Genomic DNA, 26,773 nt, shown 5'->3' with positions numbered 1-26,773 from the left:
AGGAGACGGCACCGACCCGGCACGGGACGCCGGGAAGGGCCGCGCCCGGCCAGGGCTTTAGTGGGACGCGTGGGGTTCCGCCGTACCGTGGCCGCGGACGCGCATGGCCGGATCCTGTCGAGCCGCGGGAGGCGAGCACGTGTCAGAGACACGCGAGCACGAGGCCATGGAGGCCGTTGAGGCGGTCCCCCGGCCGAACGGCCTGCGGACGAGCCCTCCGCCGGCCGTCCCCGGGCCCGCCCAGGAGCAGGCTCCGGGGACCTCCCCGGACCCCGGGGCGGCAGGCGGCCCCGAGCCCGGGAGCGCGCCCCGTACGGTCTGGCCCGGCAGTTCGGAACCGCTCGGCGCGCGCTTCCGCACCGGCCCCGACGGCCGGCCGGGCACCAACTTCGCGCTGTGGGCGGGCGGCGCCGAATCCGTCGAGCTGTGCCTCTTCGAGGCGGACGGCACCGAGACCCGGGCGCCGCTCACCGAGCTGACGCACGAGATCTGGCACGGTTTCGTGCCCGGCGTGCTCCCCGGCCAGCGCTACGGCTACCGGGTCAGCGGCCGCTGGGACCCGTGGACCGGCGCCCGCTGGAATCCCGCCAAGCTGCTGCTGGACCCGTACGCGCGCGCGGTGGACGGGGACTTCACGCTCCCCTCCGAGGTCTACGCGCACGTCCGCGACTGGCCGGAGCGGCAGATCGCCGACACCGTCCGCGACAACCGGGACTCGGCCCCGCTCGTCCCCAAGGGCGTCGTCGTCCACGATGACGACGACTGGTCCGACGACCACCGCCCCAAGACGCCGTGGTCCGACTCCGTCATCTACGAACTGCACGTCAAGGGCTTCACCAAACGCCATCCCGGCATACCCGAAGAGCTGCGCGGCACCTACGCGGGCCTGGCGCACCCAGCAGCGATCGAGCACCTCACCCGGCTGGGCGTCACGGCCGTCGAGCTGCTGCCCGTCCACCAGTTCGCCCACGAGGAGCACCTGGAGCGGGCCGGGCTGAAGAACTACTGGGGCTACAACTCCATCGGCTACTTCGCGCCGCACTCCGGCTACGCGGCCGGCGGCACCCGCGGCGAGCAGGTCGGGGAGTTCAAGCGGATGGTGCGCGCGCTGCACGCCGCCGGTATCGAGGTCATCCTGGACGTCGTCTACAACCACACCGCCGAGGGCGGCGAGCTGGGCCCGACGCTCTCGCTGCGCGGGATCGACAACCGCGGCTACTACCGGCTGCAGGACGACCCGCGCCGCTACGCCGACTACACCGGCTGCGGCAACACCCTGCACGTCGTACAGCCGCACGTCCTGCGGCTCATCACCGACTCGCTGCGCTACTGGGTGACGGAGATGGGCGTCGACGGCTTCCGCTTCGACCTCGCCGCGGCACTCGCCCGCTCCATGCACGACGTCGACATGCTCTCGCCGTTCCTCGCCGTCATCGCCCAGGACCCGGTCCTGCGGCGGGTGAAGCTGATCGCCGAGCCGTGGGACGTCGGGATGGGCGGCTACCAGGTCGGCGCGTTCCCCCCGCTGTGGACGGAGTGGAACGACCGTTACCGGGACGCGGTGCGCGACTTCTGGCGCGGCGCCCAGCACGACGTGCGCGACCTCGGCTACCGGCTCTCCGGCTCCAGCGACCTGTACGCCTGGGGCGGCCGGCGCCCGTACGCCTCGGTCAACTTCATCACCGCGCACGACGGCTTCACCCTGCGGGACCTGGTCTCCTACGAGTCCAAGCACAACGAGGCCAACGGCGAGAACAACAACGACGGCACCCACGACAACCGCTCCTGGAACTGCGGCGCCGAAGGCGCGACCACCGACCCCGGGATCAACACCCTGCGCCGCCGCCAGCTGCGCAATCTGCTCTCGACGCTGCTGCTGTCCACCGGCGTCCCGATGCTGGTGGCCGGTGACGAGATGGGCCGCACCCAGGGCGGCAACAACAACGCCTACTGCCAGGACAACGAGATCAGCTGGATCGACTGGTCGCAGCTGGACGACCCCGACTGGCGCGGGCTGAGCACGCTGGCCGCCCGTCTCATCGCGCTGCGCCGCGCCCACCCGGTGCTGCGCCGCCGCGCCTTCTTCTCCGGCCGCTCGCAGACCCCCGGCGGGCTGCCCGACCTCACCTGGTTCACGGCCGCGGGCCAGGAGATGACCGACGACGACTGGTTCGCCTCGTCGCACACCATCGGCATGTACCTCTCCGGCGACGACATCCCGCAGCGCGACGCCCAGGGCGTCCCCATCACCGACGACAGCTTCCTGATCATCGCCCACGCCTCGCACCGCCCCGCCCGCTTCGCCCTCCCCGGCCACCCCTGGGCCGACTCCTACGAACTCCTCCTCGACACCACCGCCGAGGACCAGTCCCGGCCACCGGGCACCGGATACCCGGCGGGCGGTTCGGTGACGGTCCCGGGACGCTCCCTCCTGCTGCTGCGCGCCCTCCCGGCCACCACCCCTCCGGCCCCGCGGACGTCCAGCCACTGAAATCCCTGGACACGGCGAATTGGTCCAGTCCACACTCGGTCCCTGTGACCTCTTCCGCGCCACAGCCCTGCGAGAACCCCCTCCTCATCGATCCACCGACCGGGCCGGTGGCGGGGTCCGTAAGAGCACCCGCAAAGGGCCCGGGGCTGTGGTCGGCCAACTTCCGGCTGTACTTCACCGCGCGCTCGATCGCCATGCTCGGCGACTCCATGCTGCCGGTGGCGATGGCCGCCGGGCTGCTGCAGTACGGGTACGGGGCCGGCGCCATCGGGCTGGTGATGGCGTCGTACATGGGGTGCTTCGCCGGGCTGGTGATATTCGGCGGCGTGATCGCGGACCGGTTCAACGCCCGGCTGCTGATGATCGGCGCGGACCTCGTACGGCTCGGCATGATGGCGCTGCTGGCCGGCCTGTTCTTCGCCGACCACGTGGTGCTGTGGCAGGTGTGCGCGATCACCGCCGTCAACGGTGTCGCCGCGGCGATGTTCCAGCCCGGCGTGGCCAGTACGGTGCCCCGGGTCGCGACGGATGTGCAGGGTGCCAACGGGGTGGTGCGGACCGCCGAGTCGATGATGGCGCTGGCCGGTCCCGCGGTCGCCGGGCTGCTGGTGGCGTTCGCGTCGGCGGGCGGCGTGATCGCGGTGGACGCGGTCACCTTCGGGGTGAGCGCGGTCTGTGTGTTCCTGCTCCGGCTGCCGCCGGTCGCCCATGAGACCACCGGGCCGAAGACCAGTACCTTCCGGGCCGATCTCGTCGAGGGGTGGCGGGAGTTCCGGGGCCGCACCTGGATGTGGACGGTCATCGTGATCTGGATGGTCTTCATGGTGACGGTGATGGGCCCGGTGACCCCGCTCACGGCCGGCGAGATCCTGCCGGCGCACGGCCCGAAGGCGTACGGCCTGGTCAACTCCTGCCTGGGCGCGGGCACCGCGCTCGGGGCGCTGCTCGCGATGCGGTTCCGGTCGCACTTCCCGCTGCGGGCGGGGGCCACCGCGCTGTTCGGCAGCGCGCTGTACCCGGCGTCCGTCGGTCTGCACCTGCCGGTCCCGGCCATCTGCGGCTGCATCTTCGTCGCCGGCGCCGCGTGGGCGTACTGGGGCGTGAACTGGGCGACCAGCGTGCAGACCCAGGTGCCCGGCGAGATCCTGAACCGCATCCACGCCTACGAGGTCGCCGGATCGGTCGCGATGCTGCCGGTGGGCCAGGCCCTGTCCGGGCCGGCGTCGTCCGCCTTCGGCGCCCGGCATGTGCTGCTGGCGGGCAGCGTGGTGTCCCTGGTGGTCTGTGTGTCGCTGTTGTCGGTGCCGGCGATCCGCAATCTGCGCCGGGTGGCACAACCGGCCGGAAAAACCGGATGAGCGCTGTCGGTGGTCGCCCGTATCGTCGAATCGATGCCTGAAGCGACTTCTGACCCCGCGACCCCCAGACCCCGATCCGCCGTCCGCTCCCTGCTGCGGCTGTGGCCGTATGTACGCCCCATCCGCGGCCGGTTGGCCGGCTCCGCGGTGGCGGCCGTCCTCGCGTCGAGCATGGCGCTGCTGATCCCGCTCGTCCTGAAGTGGATGGTGGACGGCCCGGTCGCGGACCACGACCCGTCGGGGGTGTGGCTCGGCGGCGGTGTGCTGCTGGTCCTCGGCCTGCTGGAGGCCGGGCTGTTCGGGCTGCGGCGCTGGCTGGTGGCGCGGCCGCTGGCGAGCGTCGAGGCGTCGATGCGCTCCGCCCTGTACGGGCATCTGCAGCGGCTGCCCGTCGCCTTCCACGACCGCTGGGCCTCCGGGCAGCTGCTGTCGCGCGCCACGATGGACCTGCAGATCCTGCGGATGTTCCTGGCGTTCCCGCTGGTCTTCCTGGTGGTGAACGGCGCCGCGATCGTGCTGGGCTTCGCGATCCTGTTCTCGCAGGCCTGGACGCTCGGGCTGGTGCTGCTGCTGCCGATCGTCCCGCTGGTGATCCTCTGCTCGGTGTTCGAGGCCCGGTACTCGCTGGCCGCCCGCTCCGCGCAGGACCAGGCCGGCGATCTGGCCACGGTGGTCGAGGAGTCGGTGCTCGGCGTGCGGATCATCAAGGCCTTCGGCCGGCACCGCAGCCAGACCGAGGCGTTCCGCGCGAAGGCGCACGGGCTGCGCGGTACCGAACTGCACAAGGCGAGGCTGCTGGCGGACATCTGGGCGCTGATCATGACGCTGCCCGAGGTCGCCATCGGCGCGGCGCTGATCCTCGGGATCATGCAGGTGTCCGACGGCGAGCTGTCGGCCGGCACCCTCGTCGCGTTCCTGACCACCGCGCTCGCACTGCGCTGGCCGGTGGAGTCGCTGGGCTTCCTGCTGGCGATCAGCAACGAGTCGGCGACGGCGGCCGACCGGTTCTTCGAGGCGATCGACGCCGTGGAGGCCGACGCGTCCGGCCTCGGCGCCCAGCCGGCCGGGGCCCTGGACGGGGTGCGGTTCGAGGACGTGCGCTTCCGCTACCCGGACGCGCCGGAGAACACCCCCGACCTGCTGCACGGCATCGATCTGCACATCCGCCCCGGCGAGACGATGGCGCTGGTCGGCGCCACCGGCTGCGGCAAGACCACGCTCACCGCGCTGATCCCCCGGCTGCACGACGCCACCGGCGGCCGGATCACGCTCGACGGCGCGGACATCTCGGCGCTGTCGCGGGAGCGGCTGCGCGAGCTGGTCGCGGTCGCGTTCGAGGAGCCGACGCTGTTCTCCGCGACGGTCCGGGAGAACGTGGCGATGGGCGCGGGACCGGGCGGCGCCGACGAGGCGGCCGTGCTGCGGGCGCTGGAGACCGCCCAGTGCGACTTCGTCGCCCGGCTGCCGCACGGCCTGGACACCCAGGTCGGCGAGCAGGGTCTGAGCCTGTCCGGCGGGCAGCGGCAGCGGCTCGCGCTGGCCCGCGCCGTCGTCGGCAGTCCGGCCTTCCTGGTGCTGGACGACCCGCTGTCCGCGCTGGACGTGCACACCGAGGCGCTCGTCGAGGCCGCGCTGCGGGAGGTCCTGGCGGAGACCACCGCGCTCGTCGTGGCGCACCGGCCGTCCACGGTGATGCTGGCCGACCGCGTCGCCCTGATGTCCGAGGGCCGCATCACCGCCGTCGGCACCCATCACGAACTGCTGACCGAGAGCGCGGAGTACCGCCATCTGATGTCCGGCGACAGCGAGAGGAGCGTGGCCCGATGACCTCCGTGGCCGAACAGACCGGGCAGGCCGGTTCCGGGGAGGAGCCGGCCGGCGCCGTGGACGACCCGATCCGCCCGCCGGCCCCGGACGACCCGTTCACCAAGGACGTGCTCCCCTCCCCCAAGGGCGCGCAGCTCGCCCTGCTGAAGTCGCTGCTGACGCCGCACACCCGCCGGGTCTGGGTGGCGACGGTGCTGCTGCTGGTGCAGCAGGCCGCCGTGCAGGCCGGGCCGCTGCTGGTGGCGTACGCCATCGACCGGGCGATCCCGGCGCTGCGCGACGGCCGGCACGGCCCGCTGATCCTGGTCGCCTGCGTCTACCTGGGCTGCGCGCTGGCCTCGGGTCTGCTGCAACGGGCGTTCATCCGGGTCGCGGCCCGGGTGAGCCAGGACGTGCTGATCGATCTGCGCGGCCGGATCTTCCGGCACGCGCAGGCGCTCAGCCTGGACTTCCACGAGCGCTACACCTCGGGCCGGCTGATCGCGCGCGCCACCTCGGACGTCGAATCGCTGCGCGAGCTGCTGACCGAGGGCATGGAGGAGCTGCTGGGCGTCATCCTGTCGTCGGTCTACATCTCGGTGATCCTGCTCTGGCTGGACTGGAAGCTGGGACTGGCGGCGCTGTTCTCCTGCGGCCCGCTGTATCTGATGATCCGGTCCTTCCAGAAGCGCTCGATGGTCGTCTACCGCAAGCGGTCCACGGCCATCGCCGCGGTCATCGTGAAGTTCACCGAGACGATGAACGGCATCCGGCCGGTCCAGGCGTTCCGCCGCGAGAAGCCGAACGAGGCGGACTTCGCCGAGCTCAACGGCACCCATGAGCGGATCAACGGGGACGCGATCCTGGAGATGGCGCGCTACGTCGTCGGATCCCGGCTGATGGCCAACGCGGCGATCGCCGGAATCGTGGTGTGGGGCGCGTACCGGGTGGCCGGCGGCGGGCTGGCGCTGGGCGTGCTGGCGGCGTTCGTGCTGTATCTGCGGCGGCTGTACGACCCCATCGACCGGCTCGGGATGTTCCTCAACTCGTACCAGTCGGCCGCCGCGTCGCTGGAGAAGATCGCCGGCCTGCTGGCGCAGCGCCCCTCGGTGCCCGAGCCCGAGGAGCCCCGGGAGCTGCCCGTCCGCGGCGGCGAACTGCCGGGCCGCGAGGTGCTCTTCGACGGCGTCCGCTTCGCCTACCGCACCGGCGGCGAGATCCTCCCGGTCTTCGATCTGCGGATTCCGGCCGGGCAGACGGTGGCGGTGGTCGGGGCGACCGGCGCCGGCAAGTCCACCCTCGCCAAGCTGCTGGCCCGCTTCTACGACCCGACGGACGGCCGGATCACGCTGGACGGCGTCCCGTTGCGGGAACTCGCGCTGCCGGAGCTGCGACGCGGAGTCGTGATGGTGACCCAGGAGGCCTTCTTGTTCTCCGGGACGGTCGCTGAGAACATCGCGATCGGCAGACCCGATGCCGGACGCGAGGAGGTCGAGCGGGCCGCGAAAGCGATCGGAGCACACGACTTCATCTCCGCGCTGCCGGACGGCTACGACACGGACGTCCGCAAGCGCGGCGGCCGGATCTCGGCCGGCCAGCGGCAGTTGGTGGCGTTCGCGCGGGCGCTGCTCGCCGATCCCGCCGTCCTCATCCTGGACGAGGCGACGTCCTCGCTGGACGTTCCGGGTGAACGGGCGGTGCAGCACGCGATGGACACGGTGCTGCGCGGCCGGACCGCGGTGATCATCGCGCACCGGCTCTCGACGGTGGAGATCGCCGACCGGGTGCTGGTCATGGAGGGTGGCCGGATCGTCGAGGACGGGGCCCCTTCGGAACTGATCGCCGACCATGGCCGGTTCGCGGATCTGCACGCGGCCTGGCGGGACAGCCTGGTCTGACCGGGGCGACCCGGTACGGGCCCGCTGACCTGGCCGCGGCCGGACCGGCTCCCGAATCGGGGCGGCGGCGTCCGTATAACGGGCGCCGCTCATCGGTCAACGGACGGAAATCGGCCAAGTTTTCGCCATCCCAATGACATGTACCGGTAAACAGTGGCACTCTTCCCGCAGCCGCCGTACAGCACTCCCCCAACAGCACCACGGGTCTGTGCAGCAGCAGCGGTCACGCACGTCCCACCAGCACGTCGCTCTACCCGGGCAGCACACAACCCCACCTGCCCGTCTGTTCACGGCCCGACCCCGCGGCCGCCGCAGAAGGAGTTCCGTAGTGAGACGATCCCCCCGCAAGGCAGTCGCGGCAGGCGCACTCGCCGCCACCGCCGCACTGCTAGCCGTAGCGCTGCCCTCGGGCACCGCCGCAGCCGGCACCGACGCACAGAGCGCTTCCCACGTCCAGCCCCGTGCCGGCGGCCTGCCGGCCGCCCTCTCGGCCACCCAGCGCGCGACGCTGCTGGCCGACGCCAACGCCAACGTCGCCCGCACCGCGGGCGAACTGCGGCTCGGCGCCAAGGAACGGCTCATACCGAGCAGCGTTCTGCGCGACGCCGACGGCACCGTGCACACCCGGTACCAGCGCACCTACGACGGCCTGCCCGTCCTGGGCGGCGACCTGGTCATCGCGAGCACGCCGGCCGGCGCCACCACGAGCGTCAACCGGGCGACCAACGCCGAGATCACGGTGGCGAGCACCACGGCCACCGCGAGCGCCGACTCCGCGAAGTCCTTCGCGATCAGCCGGGCCAAGGCGGACGGCGCAAAGAGCCCGGCACTGGCCGGCTCCCCGCGCAAGGTCGTCTGGGCGGCCACCGGTGTGCCGACCCTGGCCTGGGAGTCCGTCGTCGGCGGACTGCAGGACGACGGCACCCCGAACCAGCTGCACGTCATCACCGACGCCAAGACCGGTTCCCGGCTCTTCGAGTTCCAGGGCATCGAGACCGGCGTCGGCAACAGCGAGTACAGCGGCCAGGTCACCATCGGCACCACGCTGTCCGGCTCGAACTACACGATGACCGACGGCGCCCGTGGCGGACACAAGACGTACAACCTCAACCACGGCACCTCGGGCACCGGCACGCTCTTCTCGAAGACCACGGACACGTGGGGCAACGGCACCACGTCCAACGCCGAGACCGCGGGCGTCGACGCGGCCTACGGCGCCCAGGAGACCTGGGACTTCTACAAGAACGTGATGGGCCGCAACGGCATCCGCAACGACGGTGTCGGCGCGTACTCCCGCACTCACTACGGCAACTCCTACGTCAACGCCTTCTGGGACGACGGCTGCTTCTGCATGACGTACGGCGACGGCAGCAACAACGCCGACCCGCTGACCGCACTCGACGTCGCGGGCCACGAGATGAGCCACGGCGTCACCGCCGCCACCGCGGGTCTGAACTACAGCGGTGAGTCCGGCGGCCTGAACGAGGCGACGTCCGACATCTTCGGCACCTCGGTCGAGTTCTACGCCAACAACAGCAGCGACGTCGGTGACTACCTCATCGGCGAGAAGATCAACATCAACGGCGACGGCACCCCGCTGCGCTACCAGGACAAGCCCTCGCGCGACGGGACGTCGCCCGACAACTGGTACTCCGGCGTCGGCAACCTGGACGTGCACTACTCGTCCGGCCCGGCGAACCACTTCTTCTACCTGCTGTCCGAGGGCAGCGGCACGAAGGTGATCAACGGCGTCACGTACAACAGCCCGACCGCCGACAACCTGCCGGTCCCCGGTCTCGGCCGGGACATCGCCTCGAAGATCTGGTACAAGGCGCTGAGCGAGCGCTTCACCTCGACGACCAACTACGCGGCCGCCCGCACCCAGAGCCTGCAGGCCACCGCTGACCTGTACGGATCCGGCAGCGCGACGTGGAACACGGTCGCCAACACCTGGGCCGCCATCGGCGTCGGCGCCCGCGTCCCGACCAGTGGCGTCACCGTCACCAAGCCGGCCAACCAGAGCACCGTCGTGAACACCGCCGCCAGCCTGCAGATCCAGGCCAGCAGCACCAACGGCGGCGCGCTGACCTACTCGGCCACCGGCCTGCCGACCGGCCTGACGATCAACGCCTCCACCGGCCTGATCTCCGGCACGCCGACCGCGGCGGCCACCTACAACCCGACCGTCACGGCGAAGGACTCCACCAACGCCACCGGCTCGGCCACGTTCACCTGGACGGTCACCCCCACCGGTGGTGGCGGCAACGTCTTCGAGAACACCACCGACGTCTCGATCCCGGACCACGGCGCGGCGGTCTACTCGAACATCGCGGTGACCGGCCGTACCGGCAACGCCCCGAGCACCCTGCAGGTGGGCGTCAACATCGTCCACACCTACCGCGGTGACCTGGTCATCGACCTGGTCGCCCCCGACGGCACCGCCTACCGGCTGAAGAACTCCAGCGGGTCGGACTCCGCCGCGAACGTGATCGCCACCTACACCGTCAACGCCTCCAGCGAGGTCGCGAACGGCACGTGGCGGCTCAAGGTGCAGGACGTGTACAGCGCCGACAGCGGCTACATCAACAGCTGGAAGCTCACCTTCTGACCCGGAACGGACGCCCTGAGGATCCTCTGAGGGCACTCCGGACCGACTGAACGGCTCGAAAACGGCGGTCGCGCTGTGTGACGGAAGTCATGCGGCGCGACCGCTTTCGAGATGATCGTCCGCGACGTTTCTGGTACAGTTGGCTGCGTTGCAGTTGTGGTACCCATGAACTCCATGTGCGCCCGGTCCTTGCGGCCAGGCGCACATTTGTTTTACCGGCGTCATGTCCGGTGTGGGGAGATCATCGCGGCGACGCGGCATCCGTAAAGTGCGGGTGCTGTATTAACTGCACCCATTAGGGAGACAGACATGGCTACCGGAACCGTGAAGTGGTTCAACTCGGAAAAGGGCTTCGGCTTCATCGAGCAGGACGGCGGCGGCGCTGACGTCTTCGCCCACTACTCGAACATCGCCACCCAGGGCTTCCGTGAGCTCGTTGAGGGCCAGAAGGTCCAGTTCGACGTCACGCAGGGCCAGAAGGGCCCGCAGGCCGAGAACATCACGCCTCTTTAATCAAAGGCACCCCTGAGCGCTTAACGCGCACAGCAGCCGAGGGGCCCGCACCGCACGGTGCGGGCCCCTCGCGCGCAGCGGAAACAAAACAAGTGCGGCGCTCTTCGGAGAACCGCAGGACGCCGGTCCGCAGGCGTCGAAGAGGTGGTCCGCGATCCGCCGGACCGCCCCTGGCGCCGAGGGACCTCCCTCGTCTCCGTCACGAGGAAGGTTCCCCCTTGAAGTTGTTCTCCGAACTCTCGATCTCTCCCGCGCTGGTCACCGCGCTGAACGCGAACGGCGTCACCGAGCCGTTCCCGATCCAGGCCGCGACGATGCCCGACGCGCTCGCCGGCCGGGACGTGCTGGGCCGTGGCCGTACCGGCTCCGGCAAGACCCTCGCCTTCGGGCTCCCGATGCTGACCCGCACCGCCGGGCAGCGGGCCGAGGCCAAGCACCCGCTGGCGCTCGTCCTGGTGCCGACGCGTGAGCTCGCGACCCAGGTCACCGAGGCGCTCGCGCCCTACGCCCAGGTGCTCGGGCTGCGCCAGACGACCGTGGTCGGCGGCGCGTCCATCACCCGCCAGATCGCCGCGCTGCGCAACGGCGCCGAGATCCTCGTCGCCACCCCGGGCCGGCTCGCCGACCTCATCGACCGCCGGGCCTGCATGCTCGACCGGGTCGAGATCACGGTCCTGGACGAGGCCGACCAGATGGCCGACATGGGCTTCCTGCCGCAGGTCACCAAGCTGCTCGACCAGGTGAAGCCGAACGGCCAGCGGATGCTCTTCTCCGCCACCCTGGACAAGAACGTCGACCGGCTGGTCAAGCGCTTCCTGCACAGCCCGGTCACGCACTCGGTCGACCCGTCGGCCGCGACCGTGACGACCATGGAGCACCACGTGCTGCACGTGGACGACGACACCAAGCGCGCCGTGACCGCCGAGATCGCCGCCCGCGAGGGTGGCGTGATCATGTTCGTCGACACCAAGCGCGGTGCCGACCGGCTCACCAAGCACCTGCTGGCCGCCGGCGTCACCGCCGTCGCCCTGCACGGCGGGAAGTCCCAGCCGCAGCGCAACCGTGCCCTGGACCAGTTCCGTACCGGCAAGGCCACCGCGCTGGTCGCCACCAACGTCGCCGCCCGCGGTATCCACATCGACGGGCTCGACATGGTCGTGAACGTGGACCCGCCCGGCGACCACAAGGACTACCTGCACCGCGGCGGCCGTACCGCCCGTGCCGGCGAGTCCGGCACCGTCATCACCCTGGTGCTGCCCGCGCAGCGCCGGGAGAACGCCCGCCTGATGGCGCTGGCCGGTATCAAGCCGCACACCGCGCGGGTCCGCCCCGGCGACCCCGAGCTGGTGCGCGTCACCGGTGCCCGCAAGCCGTCCGGCAGCGCCGTCACCATCCACGACCCGGTGCACGCCGCCGCCCAGGAAGCCGCCAAGCCGAAGACGAACAAGGTCTCCGGGACGCGTGGCCGCGGCCGTCGCCCCGCCGGCACGGCCGCTGCGGGCGCGGGCACCACCGCTGCTCCGACGGGCACGCCGCGCAGCGCCGGCAGCACTCGTGGCGGCCGTGGCGGACGCCCCCGTACCGACGCCGAGGGCGCGGCGGCCGGCTCCGGCCGCGCCGGGGTCAACGGCCGTGGCGGCACCCCCGGGCGCCCCGCAGCCGGCAGCCGCACGGCCGCGGGCCGCGGTGGCGCCGTGGGCCGTCGCGCCCGTCGTGAGGACGGCGCGGGCGGCGGCCGCCGCGCGGCCTGACCGCTCGACGCACAGCAGCACCACTGACGAACGCGACGGCCGGTACCAGGGAGTCCCTGGTACCGGCCGTCGCGTTGTCATGCGTGCCGGGTCAGCGGAGTATGCCCGTCGTCATACCCTCGGATTCAGCGGGGGTGGCGATGAGGCCGAGCTCCGCGGGGGCGGCGAGCAGCGGGTGGGTGGGCAGGACGCGGACGGTGTAGCCGAAGGGCCCGGCCCGGTCGAGGGTGAGCGGGCCCTCGTACAGCCGGCGCCCCTCGATGTCGGGCTGGGACGACGGCTTGAGGGAGACGATCGCCGGGTCGGAGATCCGGTCGGCGTCGTCCACCCGCCCGGACAGCACCTGGACGTCGACGTCGCCGGTGTCGAGGTCCCCGAGGGTCACCTGGACCCGCAGGGTCAGGGTGGAGCCCAGCTCGGGTGATCCGCCCACCGAGCCGGTCTCCACATGGTCGACGGTGACCCGGTGCCAGTCGCCGCGGACCCGGGCCTTCCAGGCCGCGAGTTCCCGGGCGGCGTCACCCGCGATGGCCCGGTGGGCGAGGGCGGCCGGGGCGTAGAGCTGCCCGACGTAGTCGCGCACCATGCGTCCCGCGAGCACCTTGGGCCCCAGGGTCACCAGGGTGTGCCGGACCATCTCGATCCAGCGGGCGGGCAGGCCGTTCGCGTCATGGTCGTAGAAGCGCGGGGCGACCTGGTTCTCGACGAGGTCGTAGAGCGCCGCCGCCTCGACGTCGTCCCGGCGGTCGGGATCGTCGTCCGCGAAACCATCGGCCGTGGGAATGGCCCAGCCGTTGTTGCCGTCGAACCACTCGTCCCACCACCCGTCGAGCACGGACAGGTTGAGACAGCCGTTGAGGGCCGCCTTCATGCCCGAGGTGCCGCACGCCTCCAGCGGGCGCAGCGGGTTGTTGAGCCAGACGTCGCAGCCGGGGTAGAGGTGCTGGGCCATGCCCATGTCGTAGTCGGGCAGGAAGACGATGCGGTGGCGGACCCGCGGGTCGTCGGCGAAGCGGACCAGTTCCTGGACGAGCCGCTTGCCGCCGTCGTCCGCCGGGTGCGCCTTGCCCGCTACGACGATCTGGACCGGCCGCTCGGGGTGCAGCAGCAGGTCCATCAGCCGGTCCTGGTCGCGGAGCATCAGGGTGAGCCGCTTGTAGGACGGGACCCGGCGGGCGAAGCCGATGGTCAGGACGTCGGGGTCCAGGACGCCGTCGACCCAGCCCAGCTCGGCCTGGCCGGCGCCGCGCTGCCGCCAGGAGGCGCGCACCCGGCGCCGTACGTCCTCCACCAGCTGCTCGCGCAGCACCCGGCGCAGTTCCCACACGGCCGGGTCCGGGATCTCGGCGACGGGTTCCCAGCGCTGGGTCTCGCCGATCATCAAGGCGTCCTCGGCGCGCTGCGCGCCGATCTGGCGGGCGCCGAGCCGGAAGACCTCGGGGGCCACCCAGGTGGGGGCGTGCACCCCGTTGGTGATGGAGGCGATCGGCACCTCGTCGGCGTCGAACCCGGGCCACAGCCCGGCGAACATCTGCCGGCTGACGGCGCCGTGCAGGGTGGAGACGCCGTTGGCGCGCTGGGCCAGCCGCAGCCCCATCACCGCCATGTTGAAGACGTTCGGGTCGCCGCCGGAGTACGTCTCCATGCCCAGCTCCAGCACCCGCTGGATGTCGACACCGGGCAGTTCGCCGCCGTCGCCGAGGTGCTGCCCGACCAGCTCGCGGTCGAAGCGGTCGATCCCGGCCGGGACGGGCGTGTGGGTGGTGAAGACGGTGCCGGCCCGCACCGCCTCCACGGCCGCGTCGAAGCCGAGCCCTTCGCCGCCGAGTTCGCGGATGCGCTCCAGGCCGAGGAATCCGGCGTGGCCCTCGTTGGTGTGGAAGACCTCGGGGGCCGGGTGCGCGGTGAGCCGGCAGTACGCGCGGACGGCGCGCACCCCGCCGATGCCCAGCAGCATCTCCTGCAGCAGCCGGTGCTCGCTGCCGCCGCCGTACAGGCGGTCGGTGACATCGCGTTCCGTGCGGTGGTTCTCCTCGACGTCGGAGTCGAGGAGCAGCAGCGGGACGCGGCCCACCTGGGCCTTCCAGATGTGGGCGGTCAGCGACCGGCCGCCGGGCAGGGCGAGGACGACGTGGGCGGGGGTGCCGTCCTGCTCGCGCAGCAGGCTCAGCGGCAGCTCGTTGGGGTCGAGGACCGGGTAGTGCTCCTGCTGCCAGCCCTCGCGGGACAGGCTCTGGCGGAAGTAGCCGTGCCGGTAGAGCAGTCCGACGCCGATCAGCGGCACGCCGAGGTCGCTGGCGGCCTTGAGGTGGTCCCCGGCCAGGATGCCGAGGCCGCCCGAGTACTGGGGCAGGGCCGCGGTGATCCCGAACTCGGGCGAGAAATAGGCGATGGCGGCGGGGAGTTCGGAGGACTGCCCCTGGTACCAGCGCGGATTGGTGAGGTAGTCGGTCAGGTCCTCGGCGGCGGAGGAGAGACGGCGCAGGAATCTGCGGTCCTGGGCGAGGGCCTCGAGCCGTTCCCTGGAGACGGCGCCGAGCAGCCGTACCGGGTCTCCGGCAGCGGCCCGCCAGCCCTCCTCGTCGACGGTCTGGAACAGCTCCCGGGACTCCGGGTGCCAGGACCAGCGCAGATTCTGTGCCAGTTCGCCGAGCGGACGCAGCGGTTCCGGCAGGACAGTTCGCACGGTGAAACGACGGATTGCCTTCACGCTACGACGGTAGCCGGGTACCGCCCCGCGATCCGTCCGCTATCCACGATCCTGTCGTTCAAACGCCCGAACGGACGTGCGCCGGGGCATTCGGGCGGCGCGTCACCGCGCGGGGCGGCGCGGGGCGGGCAGCGGGCGGCGCAAGGCCCGCCGGGCCGGCCGCCGCCGCGACCGATGCCGCCCGTCCCGCCGGTGGCCCGCTCAGCGCACCGCCCGGACGGCTCGGCCGGCTCCGACGTCGTACGGGGAGCCCTGGTTCACCGTGGCCGGGTCGAACGCGCCGGCCACGGCGTAGCTCCTGGCGATCGTCTCCAGTTCGGACCGCGGGATCACGTCGTGGATGTCCGTGAAGCCGTCGGGGGCCCGCTCGTGGGCCATGTTGATGACCACCTCCGGGCCCAGCCGGCGGTTGGAGCGCTGCAGTTCGGTCATGGGCGGCCGGCGCTCGGCCTCGTACGCCAGCAGGGCCCGCGCGGGGTCCTCGTGGGCGGCCATCGCGTGGGCCAGGGCGCGGCCGTCGATGATCGACTGGGTGGCGCCGTTCGAGCCGATCGGGTACATCGCGTGGGCGGCGTCGCCGATCAGCGTCGCTCCGCCGAAGGTCCAGCGCACCAGCGGCTCGCGGTCCACCATCGGGTACTCGAAGGCGGCCTCGGCGGCGTCGATGACCTCGCCGACGTCGACCCCGTCGAAGATCCAGCCCTCGTAGTGGTGGCGGAACTTGGCGGTGGGCACCGGGCGGTTCCAGTCGCTGCGGTCCGGGGCGGCCGCCTGCTCGGCCGGCATCGCCAGCGCCCAGTTGACGAGCACCCGCTCGCCGGGCGCGGCCGGAATCGTCATGGGGTACACGACGGCCTTCTGCCGGTTGTTCCCCGCGATGAACATGAAGGTGCCGACGCGGTCGGCCGGCATCCAGGACACCCCGCGCCAGACCAGCATGCCGTTCCACGGCGGTTCGCCCTCGCCGGGGTACATGGCGGAGCGGACCGCCGAGCGGATGCCGTCCGCGCCGATCAGGATCTCCGCGCCGATGTCGGTGGTGGCGCCGCTGGCCCGGTCCCTGATGGCGACGCGCAGCTGGGCGCCGGGCAGCTCGGTGAAGTCGTCCACCCGGGCACCGGAGACGACCGCCGCGCGGCCGAGCCGTTCCCGGACCGCGCGGGACAGCACGTTCTGCAGCTGACCGCGGTGGATCGACAGCTGCGGCCAGCGGTATCCGGCGCCGGTGCCGCGCGGCTCCTGCCAGACGAGGCTGCCGCTGCTGTGGTAGTAGCGCAGCTCGCTGGTGGGCACCGATACGGCGGCCAGTTCCTCGTACAGCCCCAGGGCCGCCAGTTCACGGACCGCGTTGGGCATGATGTTGAGTCCCGCGCCGACCGGCTGGATCTCCGGGGCGGCCTCGACGACCATCACGTCGGTGCGGCCGACGGCGTGCAGGCTGAGTGCCGCGGTGAGGCCGGCGATGCCGCCTCCCGCGATGACGATGCGGTTCATCGTTCCCCTTCGGTGGAGCGCCGGACCAGCGTCTCGTTCTCGCGGGTCAGGTCGAGTACGGAGCGCAGCAGTTCGACCGGTGCGCCGCCGCTCCCGTAGTCGTACAGCCGCACTTCGTCGCTGTACGCCTCACGGGCGATACGGATGTGCCGGGCCCGGAACGTCTTCAGGATGCGCAGCACCCGGGCCAGCGCGACGGCGCTGGCCCGCAGGGTGGGCGGCAGCCGGTCCGCCTCCTCCCAGCTGATCGCGAAGGAGAGCTTGCCCACCGCGGAGGGGCGGCCCCGGTACCGCGCGTGGAAGGTGCGCCAGGCCGGGAGGCTGTAGGGCACCGACTCGGTGAGGAAGGACTCGTACCGCCCGGTGCTGCGGTCGGACTGCCAGAGGGTCAGATCGACCAGCCAGAGCGGCACCTGGGCCGCCGCCGGGCCGAGGTACTCGCGGCCGTCGAGGGTGATCTCCTCGAAGTAGGGGCGCAGGACCCGGGCGAAGAACACCGGTGAGACGTTGGCGATGGTGAAGTCGATCGAGTCGACCATGGCCTGGACGAGTCCGGCGAGCCGGTCGAGGCAGGACGAGAACCGGCTGTCGTGCGGTTCGAGGGTGGCCAGTTCCGAGCAGGCGTCCAGCGAGGCGCACAGGCTGGGGAAGACCATCCGGACGGCGTCCTGGAGGCAGGCCTCCATGGGGTCCCCGGTGTACATGCGCTGGCGGGCGCCGACCGGGTTCCAGGCCGTGTAGTGGTGGACGGTGTCCCGTGGCACCATGCCGGTCCGGCGGCCCAGCGCGCGCAGCACCGGCAGCGCCTCCGGTACGGCGTCGAGCGGCTCGGTGCCGTGCCGCTTGATGGAGCCGAGGAAGATGCCCAGGTCCCGCATGGCCGCGAGGTTCTCGACGGTGGAGAAGTCGTCCAGGACGTCGGTGGCCGGGAGGAGTTCGCGCAGCGCGGTGACCATGCCGGACACATCGCCGTCCGCGTTCATGACGCGGAGCTTCTCGCAGGCCTCGTCCGCTCCCAGCGGGTCGACACCGCGTATCTCCTCGATCCGGTAATAGGGCTCTTGCCCTTGGAGCACGTGGAGCACAGACATGTGGGGCACCGTCATTCCGAGGGTCACAGGGATGTGTGTGTGCTGGGCGTGGGGGGGTCGGCCTTCTCCCGCGACGGGCTGCGCAGCAGCAGCGTCAGGAGGGTGGCGCCCGCGGCGAAGGCGGCGCCGGCGAGCAGTGCGGTGCGGAAGCCCGCGGCTTCGGCGGCCGCGCCGGGTCCCGCGGTCCGGGTGTGCGCCGCGGCCACCGCGACGAGTACCGCGAGGCCGAGGACGGAGCCGAACTGCTGGCTGGTGTTGATCAGTCCGGACACCAGTCCGGTCTCGCCGGGTCCCGCCTGCGCGGTCGCGGCGACATTGGTGGTCACCATGACCAGCGGCAGCCCGGCCCCGATCAGCAGGCTGGGGGCGAGGACCGTCGTGGCGAAGGATCCGTCCGGCGACAGGGACAGCGCGAGCCACACCATGGCGGCGGCCACCAGCGCGAAGCCCGCGGTCATCACCGGGCGCAGTCCGAAGCGGGAGACCAGCCGTCCGGTCTGCGGCGCGGTCAGCACGACGACGATCGACAGCGGCAGCAGTCCGAGTCCGCCGGTCACCGGTGCGTAGTCCAGGACGTTCTGCAGATACAGGCTCACCAGGAAGAACATCGGGAACAGCGCCATCTGCGCCAGCGCGCTGAGGATGTTGGCCAGCCGCAGCGCCGGCCGGCCCAGGACACCGGGCGGAACCAGTGGACGGGCGGCGCGGGTCTCGATGGCGGCGAACGCCGTCAGCAGGAGCAGTCCGGCCGCTCCGGCGAGGAGGGTGCCGCTGTCGGTCCAGCCCGCGCTACCCGCGTCGACCAGCGCGTACGCGATCAGGCTGAGGCCGCCGGTGGCGGTGAGGGCGCCGCCGAGGTCGAAGTCCCGGAGGGCGCCGGGAGCCGCCGCGGTCCGCTCACGGCGGGCCAGGACGGGGGCCAGTGCGGCCGGCGTCAGGGCGATGAGCGCCGCACCCACCAGAACGTTCAGGACGAACGTGGAGCGCCAGCCGAGGCCGGAGGTGAGGACGCCGCCCAGCACGGTGCCCAGCGCGCCGCCCAGCCCCCCGAGCGCCGCGAACACCCCCAGGGCGCGATGCCGTTCCGGCCCCTCGGCGAAGAGCAGCAGGACCAGCGCGAACGCCGCGGCGGCCGCGCAGGCCGCGCCGACCCCCTGCAGGGCGCGGGCGGCGACGAGCAGCCGGCTGTCGCCTGCGAAGGCGCCGCCGAGGGAGGCGGCGGACAGCAGCGCCAGTCCGGCCGTGAAGAGCCGGCGGTGGCCGACGAGGTCGGCGACCCGGCCGGCCAGCAGCAGGAAGCCGCCGAAGGTGATCAGGTACGCGTTGGCGACCCAGGACAGGCCGGCGGCGTCGGTGCCGAGGTCCGCGCCGATGGACGGCAGCGCCACGTTGATGATCGCGGTGTCGAGGATCAGCAGCAGTTGGGTCGAGGCCAGCAGGGCGAGCGCGTGGCTGCGTCTATGCACCATCGCCTCAGGCCCGGGGCAGCGGCTGCAGTTCGTACCCGTCGAGGCAGGTCCTGGCCAGGCTCTCGCAGGCACCGGTGTCGCCCTCCCACGCCTGCTGCAGCAGATAGACGTGCGGGGCACCGTGGTAGAAGCGCTCGTACTGCTCGTGCCGTCCGGCGAACTCCGTGCCGAGCGCGTCCCAGGCGAGCTTGAGCAGCTTGACGCGGTCCTGCGCCGGGTGTCCCGGCGAGCGGATGTACTTCGCGATGACGGGGCCGATCTCCGGGTGCAGCAGGTCCTGCGCGGAGGCGGGGAGCTGGATGACGCCGCCGCCGGCCAGCAGCTTGATCTCGCTGATCGCCCTGGGGTAGAGGTCACCGGCCATGATCCGGTGGGCGTAGGAGATCTCCTTGTCGGGCATCACGCCGCCGCGTCCGCCGTCGACCTGCTCGTATCCGGCCTCGGCCGCCAGCACCATCGACTTGGCCTGCGCCACCCAGCCCATCAGCCGGCCGATCTGGGTCTGCACCGGCGGCAGCTGGTAGGTGTTGTTGGCCTTGGCGAGCAGGATCGCGACGCCGGTGAGGAACTCCAGCTTGGTCCAGAAGCGGGTGGCGGCCTGGTGGACGAAGTTCACGTACGCGGGGGTCTGCCACCACTGGCCGAAGCAGACGTCGACATTGCGGTACGCGAGCACGTTCTCCCACGGGACGAAGACGTCCTCGCAGACCAGCAGGGCGTCGTTCTCGTCGAAGCGCGAGGAGAGCGGGTTGTCGAAGACGCTGCGCGCCTGGGCCTCGTAGGAGGTGCGGGAGATGAACTTCAGGCCCGGGGTGTCGACCGGTATCGAGAAGCACAGCGCGTGCTCGACGTCCTGCGGGGCCAGCGGCTCGATGGTGCCGACGAGGACCTCGTTGCCGAAGACCGCCGCGGTGCCGATCATCTTGGCGCCGCGGACGACGATGCCGCCGTCGCGCTCCGCCACCACCCGGACGACGAGGTCGTCGCGCTCCTGCTCGGCCGCGGACTTCGTCCGGTCGATCTGCGGATTGGTGATGGTGAACGTCGGGTACAGATCGCCCTCCGACATCCGCCGGTGGTAGGCCGCGACGTTCGGGGCGCCGTCGAAGGTGTCCGTGGTGAACAGCGCGGGCGCCGCCGCGAAGCCCGCGATCCCGGCCGCCATGTAGTCGGGGGTGCGGCCCAGATAGCCGAAACTCGCCTCCGCCCACACCTTGTGCGCCGTGCGACGGGCGACCAGGTCCTCGTACGAACGGGGTATCAGGAAGGCGCGGTGGACGCCGCCTTCGGTGAGTACGGCCGAGTGCGCGGAGTCGTGGGAGAGGTCGTACAGTCCCGCGATGGAGTCGACGGTGTTGCGGAAGGCCGGGTGGCGGGTGATGTCCTTGACCCGCTCCCCGTCGATCCATATCTCGCGTCCGTCGCGCAGCGAATCCTTGTACTCCTGGCCGGACCTGGTCACCGTGTCTCCTCAACGATCTTCGACGCGCCGTTGAAGAGACTGCCTCATACACGTGTGCTAATCAATGAACGTCCTGCCGGTCCCGTTTATGAACCGGCCAGTTGCCGCGGTATTCACCGGGCGTTGTCCCGAACCACTTGCGGAACGCGAGATGGAACCCGACCGCGCTCTGATAGCCGACGCGGGGCGGCACGGCCGCCTGCGGAACCGCCGTCTCGGTCAGCAGCCGGGCGGCCTCCTGCATCCGACGCCCGGTCAGATGCCGGGCCGGCGCCTCGCCCACCAGCTCGCGGAAGGTGGCGGTGAAGGCGGACCGCGACATGCCGACCTCACGGGCCAGCGCCTCGATCGTCCACGGTTCGGAGAAGCGGGTGGAGACGATGATGAGCGCCCTGCTGATGCCCGGGTGGCGCAGTGCGGGCAGCACGGCCGGGTTGTCGGAGAGCTCGCGCAGCAGCGGGCGCAGCGCCAGCACGAAGGCCATCTCGAACGCCCGCAGGGTGACCAGTTGCGATCCCGGCTCGCCGCGCCGCTCGGCGGCGGCGAGCGAGGCCAGGGTGTCGCGCAGCAGCGGTTCCTTGTCGACCTGCGTGCGGTCCAGCACCAGCGACCACGGCAGCGCCCGGTACAGCGAGGTCGCGGCCGTCGCGTCGTAGTGCAGTCCGGCGCACAGGATGCGGCTCCGCTCCCCGGTGCCCTCCACGACGAGCACCCCTGACGTGCCGGGTTCGCGCTCCGGGAGCACCGCCCTGAGCGGGACGCCCTGCCGGCCGGGCAGATCGGAGAGGCGGTGCGCGGTCCCGGTGGGGAAGACCGCCAAGTCGCCCTGGTGGAGCTGGATCGGCGGGCAGTCGCCCGTGCTGATCCAGCAGTCGCCCTCGACCATGTAGTGCAGGATCGCGCAGCTCTGCTCGGAGTCCCCTTCGATCGCCCAGGGCGCCCGCACCGTCCAGAGGCTGTCGAACACGCCGGTCAGGCGCAGTGGCCTGAGCAGTTCACTGAGGAGGTCGTTCCCGCCAGATTCCATGGACGAACCCTTAATCCCCGTCCCGGTTTGCTTATTGCCGCCCCTGTGCGCCCCGACCAGCCTGAGGTGAGGCGGAATCGCTGATTCATTCTAGCGAAGGGCGACACACCGATGTCGGAGGAGATACACCAGCGTTGCTTGGTCGTGGGAGCGACCGGCTTCCAGGGGGGCGCCGTGGCCCGGCTGCTCGCCGGACGCGGGCACCGGGTCCGCAGCCTGACACGGCGGCCGGCCGTAGCGCGCCCGGACATCGCGGGGGTCTCGTTCGTGGCCGGTGACCTCGGTAGCCGGGACGACGTGATGTGGGCGTTCAAGGGCGCCACACACGCAGTAGTGACCATGCCGTTGGAGTACGACCCACTACGTATTGAGACGTATGCGATCCACATCGCGGAGGCCGCGCTCGAATCCGGGGTGACCCGGATCGTGTACAACGCGAACACCCGCGTGCCGTCGGACACCGCCGGAGTGGCCGCGTTCGAGACCCGCCGGATCGCCGAGGCGGTGCTCGCCGACTGCGGGGTGCCGCTGGTCGTGCTGCGGCCCCCGGTGTACCTGGACAACCTGTTCAGTCCCTGGAACGGGCCGGCCCTGGTCGACGAGGGCGTGCTCGCGTACCCGCTGCCGGCCGACCGGCGGGTCGCGTGGATCTCACACGACGACCTGGCGGTCGCGGTGGCCGCCGCGCTCTTCAACGACGGCCTCGACGGCCGGGTCCTGGACATCGGCGGCGGACAGGCCGTCGACGGGAACGAACTCGCCGCCGCGTTCGCCGAGGGCCTCGGCCGGCCCGTCGCCTACCAGGCCCTGCCGCCGGCCGCCTTCGAGGCCGCGCTGGCCAAGGCCATCGGCCCGAACGCGGCCGCCGGCGTGGCCGGGATCTACCACTACATGGCGGAGGGTGCGGACGAGCGGCTGATGGACGGCGACCCCCGGGAGGCCGAGCAGGCGCTGGGGATCAAGCTCACCTCCATCGCCGACTGGGTGGCGTCGCAGCCCTGGCAGACCTGGTCCAGCCGCCCGCTCTGACCGTCCTCCGGCATATTCACCGACCAGCCGTCCGGCCCCTCCCGTCCTGCGGGGCCGGACGGCTTCTCCAACTCCCCGCAAAGTACGCACCGGTACCCCTTCCCGGGAGCTTTTGACTGCCATCCAATGGGAAGGCTCCCGGCAATGCGGAGTCACTCCATCCCCCTCATGACTCCGCCATTCGCCCGACCCTCCAACCGAGTGAACGCGGACAGGAGCGGCCATGCACGCGAGAACACGTCCACAGGAGCAGATACAAAGAGCGGGAGCACGCAAGGAAGCCGCCCGCCGCGCCGCCGCCCGCCGGCGCAAGCAGCCTCCGGAGCATCCCCCTCCTGTCCACTCCCCAGCGCTCCCAGGTGAGGCAATGATCGGTCGCATCCCCGTCCTCGACGTCCGCCCGCTCGTGGACTGCGGCCGCCGGCCCGCCAAAGCGGTCGCCGGCGAGACCTTCCAGGTCACCGCCACGGTCTTCCGTGAAGGCCATGACGCGGTCGCCGCCAATGTCGTACTGCGCGACCCCAACGGCCGTTCGGGACCCTGGACCCCCATGCGGGAGCTGGCCCCCGGCACCGACCGGTGGGGCGCGGACGTCACCCCGCCGGCGGAAGGCCGCTGGACGTACACGGTGGAGGCCTGGAGCGATCCGGTCACCACCTGGCGGCATGTCGCCGGCATCAAGATCCCGGCCGGGATCGACACCGCCCTGGTCCTCGCCGAGGGCGCCCGGCTGCACGAGCTGGCCGCCGCCGGGGTGCCCAAGAACGACGGCCGGGCCGCCGTGCTGGCCGCCGTGGACGCGCTGCTCGACGAGAACAGGACCGCGGCGGAGCGGCACGCCGCGGCCGTGGCCCCCGCGGTCACCGCCGTCCTCGACCGCTTCCCGCTGCGGGAGCTGGTCACCGCCTCCCGTCCGATGCTGCTGCAGGTCGAGCGCCGGCGGGCGCTGTTCGGGTCCTGGTACGAGCTGTTCCCGCGCTCCGAGGGCGCGGTCGTCGAGGCGGGCCGCCCGCCGCGGTCCGGCACCTTCCGCACCGCCGCGGAACGGCTGCCGGCCGTCGCCGCGATGGGCTTCGACGTGCTGTACCTGCCGCCGATCCACCCGATCGGCACCGCCTTCCGCAAGGGCCCGGACAACAGCCTCGTCGCGGGCCCGGACGATGTCGGCTGCCCCTGGGCGATCGGCTCGCCGGAGGGCGGGCACGACGCGATCCACCCCGATCTGGGCACCATCGAGGACTTCGACTTCTTCGTGGCGCAGGCCCGCGAGCTGCGGCTGGAGATCGCCCTCGACTTCGCCCTGCAGTGCTCCCCCGACCACCCCTGGGTCGACAAGCACCCGGAGTGGTTCGCCCACCGGCCGGACGGCAGCATCGCCTACGCCGAGAACCCGCCGAAGAAGTACCAGGACATCTACCCCATCGCCTTCGACGCCGACATGCCCGGCATCGTGCGCGAGACGCTGCGCGTCCTGCGGTACTGGATGGAGCACGGCGTACGGATCTTCCGGGTCGACAACCCGCACACCAAGCCGGTGGTCTTCTGGGAGAAGGTCATCGCCGACATCAACCGCACCGACCCCGACGTGCTCTTCCTGGCCGAGGCGTTCACCCGGCCGGCGATGATGCACACCCTGGCGAAGATCGGCTTCCAGCAGTCGTACACGTACTTCACCTGGCGCACCGCCAAGGAGGAGCTGACCGACTACCTGACGGAGCTGTCCGGGGACGCGGCGAGTTACATGCGGCCGAATTTCTTTGTCAACACGCCGGACATCCTGCACGCGTACCTTCAGCACGGTGGCCGCCCCGCGTTCGAGGTGCGCGCCGTGCTGGCTGCGACGATGTCACCCACCTGGGGGGTCTACGCGGGCTTCGAGCTGTACGAGGGCGACGCCGTACGACACGGCGGCGAGGAATACCTGCACTCCGAGAAGTACGAGCTGCGTCCCCGCGACTGGGCCGCGGCCGAGGCGGAAGGACGCTCGCTGGCCCCGTTCATCACCCGGCTCAACCGGCTGCGGCGCCGCCATCCGGCCCTGCAGCAGCTGCGTGAGCTGGCTTTTCACCCCACGGACAACGACGCGGTGCTCGCGTACTCCAAGCGCAGCGGCGAGGACGTCGTACTGGTGGTCGTCAACCTCGACGCCCACCACACCCAGGAGGCCACCGTCTCGTTGAACATGCCGGAACTCGGCCTGACCTGGCACGAGTCCGTCCCGGTGCGCGACGAGCTCACCGGCGAGACCTACCACTGGGGCAGGGAAAACTATGTGCGCCTCGAACCGGGCCGTACGCCCGCGCACATCGTTCATCTGCGACCGTCTCCTTCGATCGGAGGGTCACTCAGTTGATCGTCAACGAACCCGTTCCCGACACCTTCGAGGACACACCGGCAAAGGACCGAGATCCCGACTGGTTCAAACGGGCGGTGTTCTACGAAGTCCTCGTGCGGTCCTTCCAGGACAGCAACGGCGATGGTGTCGGTGACCTGAAGGGCATCACCGCCAAGCTCGACTACCTGCAATGGCTCGGGGTGGACTGCCTGTGGCTGCCGCCCTTCTTCGCCTCGCCGCTGCGCGACGGGGGCTACGACGTCTCCGACTACACCGCGGTGCTCCCGGAATTCGGCGACCTCGCCGACTTCGTGGAGTTCGTGGACGCGGCGCACCAGCGCGGCATGCGCGTGATCATCGACTTCGTCATGAACCACACGAGTGACCAGCACGACTGGTTCCAGCAGTCCCGTTCCGACCCGGACGGCCCGTACGGCGACTACTACACCTGGGCGGACGACGACAAGGAGTTCCAGGACGCGCGGATCATCTTCGTCGACACCGAGACGTCGAACTGGACCTTCGACCCGGTGCGCAAGCAGTACTACTGGCACCGGTTCTTCTCCCACCAGCCGGATCTCAACTATGAGAACCCGCAGGTCCAGGAGGAGATCCTGGCCGCGCTGCGGTTCTGGCTCGATCTGGGGATCGACGGCTTCCGGCTCGACGCGGTGCCCTACCTCTACCAGCAGGAGGGCACCAACTGCGAGAACCTGCCGCAGACCCACCAGTTCCTGAAGCGGGTCCGCGCCGACATCGAACTGCACTACCCGGACACCGTGCTGCTCGCCGAGGCCAACCAGTGGCCCGAGGACGTCGTCGACTACTTCGGCGACTTCCAGAAGGGCGGCGACGAGTGCCACATGGCGTTCCACTTCCCGGTGATGCCGCGCATCTTCATGGCGGTGCGCCGCGAGTCGCGCTACCCCGTCTCGGAAATCCTGGCCAAGACCCCGGCCATCCCGCAGACCTGCCAGTGGGGCATCTTCCTGCGCAACCATGACGAGCTGACCCTCGAAATGGTCACCGACGAAGAGCGCGACTACATGTACGCGGAGTACGCCAAGGACCCGCGGATGCGGGCCAACATCGGCATCCGCCGCCGGCTCGCCCCGCTGCTGGACAACGACCGGAACCAGATCGAACTGTTCACGGCACTGCTGCTCTCGCTGCCCGGCTCGCCGATCCTGTACTACGGCGACGAGATCGGCATGGGCGACAACATCTGGCTCGGCGACCGGGACGCGGTCCGCACCCCCATGCAGTGGACGCCCGACCGCAACGCGGGCTTCTCCTCGTGCGACCCCGGCCGGCTCTACCTGCCGACCATCATGGATCCGGTCTACGGCTACCAGGTCACCAACGTCGAAGCGGCGATGAGCAGCCCGTCCTCGTTGCTGCACTGGACCCGGCGCATGATCGAGATCCGTAAGCAGAACCCGGCCTTCGGCCTCGGCTCCTACACGGAACTGCCCTCCAGCAACCCCGCTGTGCTGGCGTTCCTGCGGGAATACGGCGACGACCTCGTCCTCTGTGTGCACAACTTCTCCCGCTTCCCCCAGCCCACCGAGCTGGATCTGCGGACGTTCAGCGGCCGGCACCCGGTCGAGCTCATCGGCGGAGTGCGGTTCCCCGCCATCGGCGAACTGCCCTATCTGCTGACCCTCGCCGGTCACGGCTTCTACTGGTTCCGGCTGCGCCGCGACCCGGTGTAGTCCCCCAGCTAACGCT

General features: G+C 71.2%; 16 protein-coding genes. 10 read left to right on the top strand and 6 right to left on the bottom strand.

What is annotated here, in order from left to right; translation table 11 throughout:
• Positions 1-103 precede the first annotated feature (103 nt).
• The 7 genes from glgX (at position 104) to LNW72_RS27610 (ending at position 12,425) form a co-directional block, all read left to right on the top strand.
• Positions 104-2,491: a glycogen debranching protein GlgX gene (gene glgX, locus LNW72_RS27640; RefSeq protein ID WP_285369799.1), complete on the top strand. Its 2,388-nt coding sequence runs from the start codon at positions 104-106 to the stop codon at positions 2,489-2,491.
• Positions 2,492-2,598: 107 nt separating this feature from the next.
• A complete protein-coding gene (locus LNW72_RS27635; protein WP_250980337.1) occupies positions 2,599-3,849 on the top strand; it encodes an MFS transporter in 1,251 nt (416 codons plus the stop codon).
• Positions 3,850-3,882: 33 nt separating this feature from the next.
• A complete protein-coding gene (locus LNW72_RS27630) occupies positions 3,883-5,676 on the top strand; it encodes an ABC transporter ATP-binding protein (RefSeq protein ID WP_250977825.1) in 1,794 nt (597 codons plus the stop codon).
• The gene (locus LNW72_RS27625) at positions 5,673-7,553 is read left to right on the top strand and encodes an ABC transporter ATP-binding protein (protein ID WP_250977824.1); all 1,881 of its coding nucleotides are present in this window, start codon (positions 5,673-5,675) and stop codon (positions 7,551-7,553) included. The genes LNW72_RS27630 and LNW72_RS27625 overlap by 4 nt, the downstream gene beginning before the upstream one ends.
• Positions 7,554-7,881: 328 nt before the next feature.
• Positions 7,882-10,161: a M4 family metallopeptidase gene (locus LNW72_RS27620; protein WP_250977823.1), complete on the top strand. Its 2,280-nt coding sequence runs from the start codon at positions 7,882-7,884 to the stop codon at positions 10,159-10,161.
• Positions 10,162-10,470: 309 nt separating this feature from the next.
• Positions 10,471-10,674 carry a cold-shock protein gene (locus tag LNW72_RS27615; protein WP_250977822.1) on the top strand — a complete coding sequence of 68 codons (204 nt, stop codon included), beginning with the start codon at positions 10,471-10,473 and terminating at the stop codon, positions 10,672-10,674.
• A complete protein-coding gene (locus LNW72_RS27610; protein ID WP_374117426.1) occupies positions 10,674-12,425 on the top strand; it encodes a DEAD/DEAH box helicase in 1,752 nt (583 codons plus the stop codon). Before LNW72_RS27615 ends, LNW72_RS27610 begins: the two co-directional genes overlap by 1 nt.
• Positions 12,426-12,516: 91 nt before the next feature.
• Here the strand turns inward: LNW72_RS27610 and glgP are convergent, their stop codons facing one another.
• From glgP to LNW72_RS27580, 6 genes are all read right to left on the bottom strand, one after another.
• Positions 12,517-15,135 carry an alpha-glucan family phosphorylase gene (glgP, locus tag LNW72_RS27605; RefSeq protein ID WP_250977820.1) on the bottom strand — a complete coding sequence of 873 codons (2,619 nt, stop codon included), beginning with the start codon at positions 15,133-15,135 and terminating at the stop codon, positions 12,517-12,519.
• Positions 15,136-15,336: 201 nt separating this feature from the next.
• Positions 15,337-16,629: a flavin-dependent oxidoreductase gene (locus tag LNW72_RS27600; RefSeq protein ID WP_250977819.1), complete on the bottom strand. Its 1,293-nt coding sequence runs from the start codon at positions 16,627-16,629 to the stop codon at positions 15,337-15,339.
• Complete coding sequence (locus LNW72_RS27595) at positions 16,626-17,720, bottom strand: monodechloroaminopyrrolnitrin synthase PrnB family protein (protein ID WP_250977818.1); 1,095 nt, start codon at positions 17,718-17,720, stop codon at positions 16,626-16,628. Before LNW72_RS27595 ends, LNW72_RS27600 begins: the two co-directional genes overlap by 4 nt.
• A 23-nt stretch (positions 17,721-17,743) precedes the next feature.
• Positions 17,744-19,189 carry an MFS transporter gene (locus LNW72_RS27590; RefSeq protein WP_250977817.1) on the bottom strand — a complete coding sequence of 482 codons (1,446 nt, stop codon included), beginning with the start codon at positions 19,187-19,189 and terminating at the stop codon, positions 17,744-17,746.
• Positions 19,190-19,193: 4 nt separating this feature from the next.
• Complete coding sequence (locus tag LNW72_RS27585) at positions 19,194-20,651, bottom strand: 4-hydroxyphenylacetate 3-hydroxylase N-terminal domain-containing protein (RefSeq protein WP_250977816.1); 1,458 nt, start codon at positions 20,649-20,651, stop codon at positions 19,194-19,196.
• A gap of 61 nt (positions 20,652-20,712) precedes the next feature.
• Entirely contained in the window at positions 20,713-21,678 is a 966-nt protein-coding gene (locus tag LNW72_RS27580) for an AraC family transcriptional regulator (RefSeq protein ID WP_250977815.1), read from the bottom strand.
• 144 nt (positions 21,679-21,822) lie between these two features.
• Between LNW72_RS27580 and LNW72_RS27575 the strand changes: the two genes are divergently transcribed.
• The 3 genes from LNW72_RS27575 (at position 21,823) to treS (ending at position 26,757) form a co-directional block, all read left to right on the top strand.
• Complete coding sequence (locus LNW72_RS27575) at positions 21,823-22,707, top strand: NmrA family NAD(P)-binding protein (RefSeq protein WP_308402037.1); 885 nt, start codon at positions 21,823-21,825, stop codon at positions 22,705-22,707.
• 367 nt (positions 22,708-23,074) lie between these two features.
• Positions 23,075-25,060 carry an alpha-1,4-glucan--maltose-1-phosphate maltosyltransferase gene (locus LNW72_RS27570; RefSeq protein ID WP_250977813.1) on the top strand — a complete coding sequence of 662 codons (1,986 nt, stop codon included), beginning with the start codon at positions 23,075-23,077 and terminating at the stop codon, positions 25,058-25,060.
• Positions 25,057-26,757 (top strand): maltose alpha-D-glucosyltransferase, encoded by a 1,701-nt coding sequence (treS, locus tag LNW72_RS27565; RefSeq protein WP_250977812.1) that lies wholly within the window; start codon positions 25,057-25,059, stop codon positions 26,755-26,757. Before LNW72_RS27570 ends, treS begins: the two co-directional genes overlap by 4 nt.
• Positions 26,758-26,773: the final 16 nt, after the last annotated feature.

Source organism: Streptomyces sp. RKAG293 (assembly GCF_023701745.1).
Taxonomy (GTDB): domain Bacteria; phylum Actinomycetota; class Actinomycetes; order Streptomycetales; family Streptomycetaceae; genus Actinacidiphila.
Note: the sequence above shows the minus strand (reverse complement) of the source record. Positions and strands in the feature narration are given on the sequence as shown.

What these genes read in the sequence shown, in the direction of transcription:
- glgX (WP_285369799.1), top strand. Translation starts at nt 104, where the DNA reads ATGGCCGGATCCTGTCGAGCCGCGGGAGGCGAGCACGTGTCAGAGACA.
- LNW72_RS27630 (WP_250977825.1), top strand. Translation starts at nt 3,883, where the DNA reads ATGCCTGAAGCGACTTCTGACCCCGCGACCCCCAGACCCCGATCCGCC.
- LNW72_RS27625 (WP_250977824.1), top strand. Translation starts at nt 5,673, where the DNA reads ATGACCTCCGTGGCCGAACAGACCGGGCAGGCCGGTTCCGGGGAGGAG.
- LNW72_RS27615 (WP_250977822.1), top strand. Translation starts at nt 10,471, where the DNA reads ATGGCTACCGGAACCGTGAAGTGGTTCAACTCGGAAAAGGGCTTCGGC.
- LNW72_RS27600 (WP_250977819.1), bottom strand. Translation starts at nt 16,629, where the DNA reads ATGAACCGCATCGTCATCGCGGGAGGCGGCATCGCCGGCCTCACCGCG.
- LNW72_RS27595 (WP_250977818.1), bottom strand. Translation starts at nt 17,720, where the DNA reads ATGTCTGTGCTCCACGTGCTCCAAGGGCAAGAGCCCTATTACCGGATC.
- LNW72_RS27590 (WP_250977817.1), bottom strand. Translation starts at nt 19,189, where the DNA reads ATGGTGCATAGACGCAGCCACGCGCTCGCCCTGCTGGCCTCGACCCAA.
- LNW72_RS27580 (WP_250977815.1), bottom strand. Translation starts at nt 21,678, where the DNA reads ATGGAATCTGGCGGGAACGACCTCCTCAGTGAACTGCTCAGGCCACTG.
- LNW72_RS27570 (WP_250977813.1), top strand. Translation starts at nt 23,075, where the DNA reads ATGATCGGTCGCATCCCCGTCCTCGACGTCCGCCCGCTCGTGGACTGC.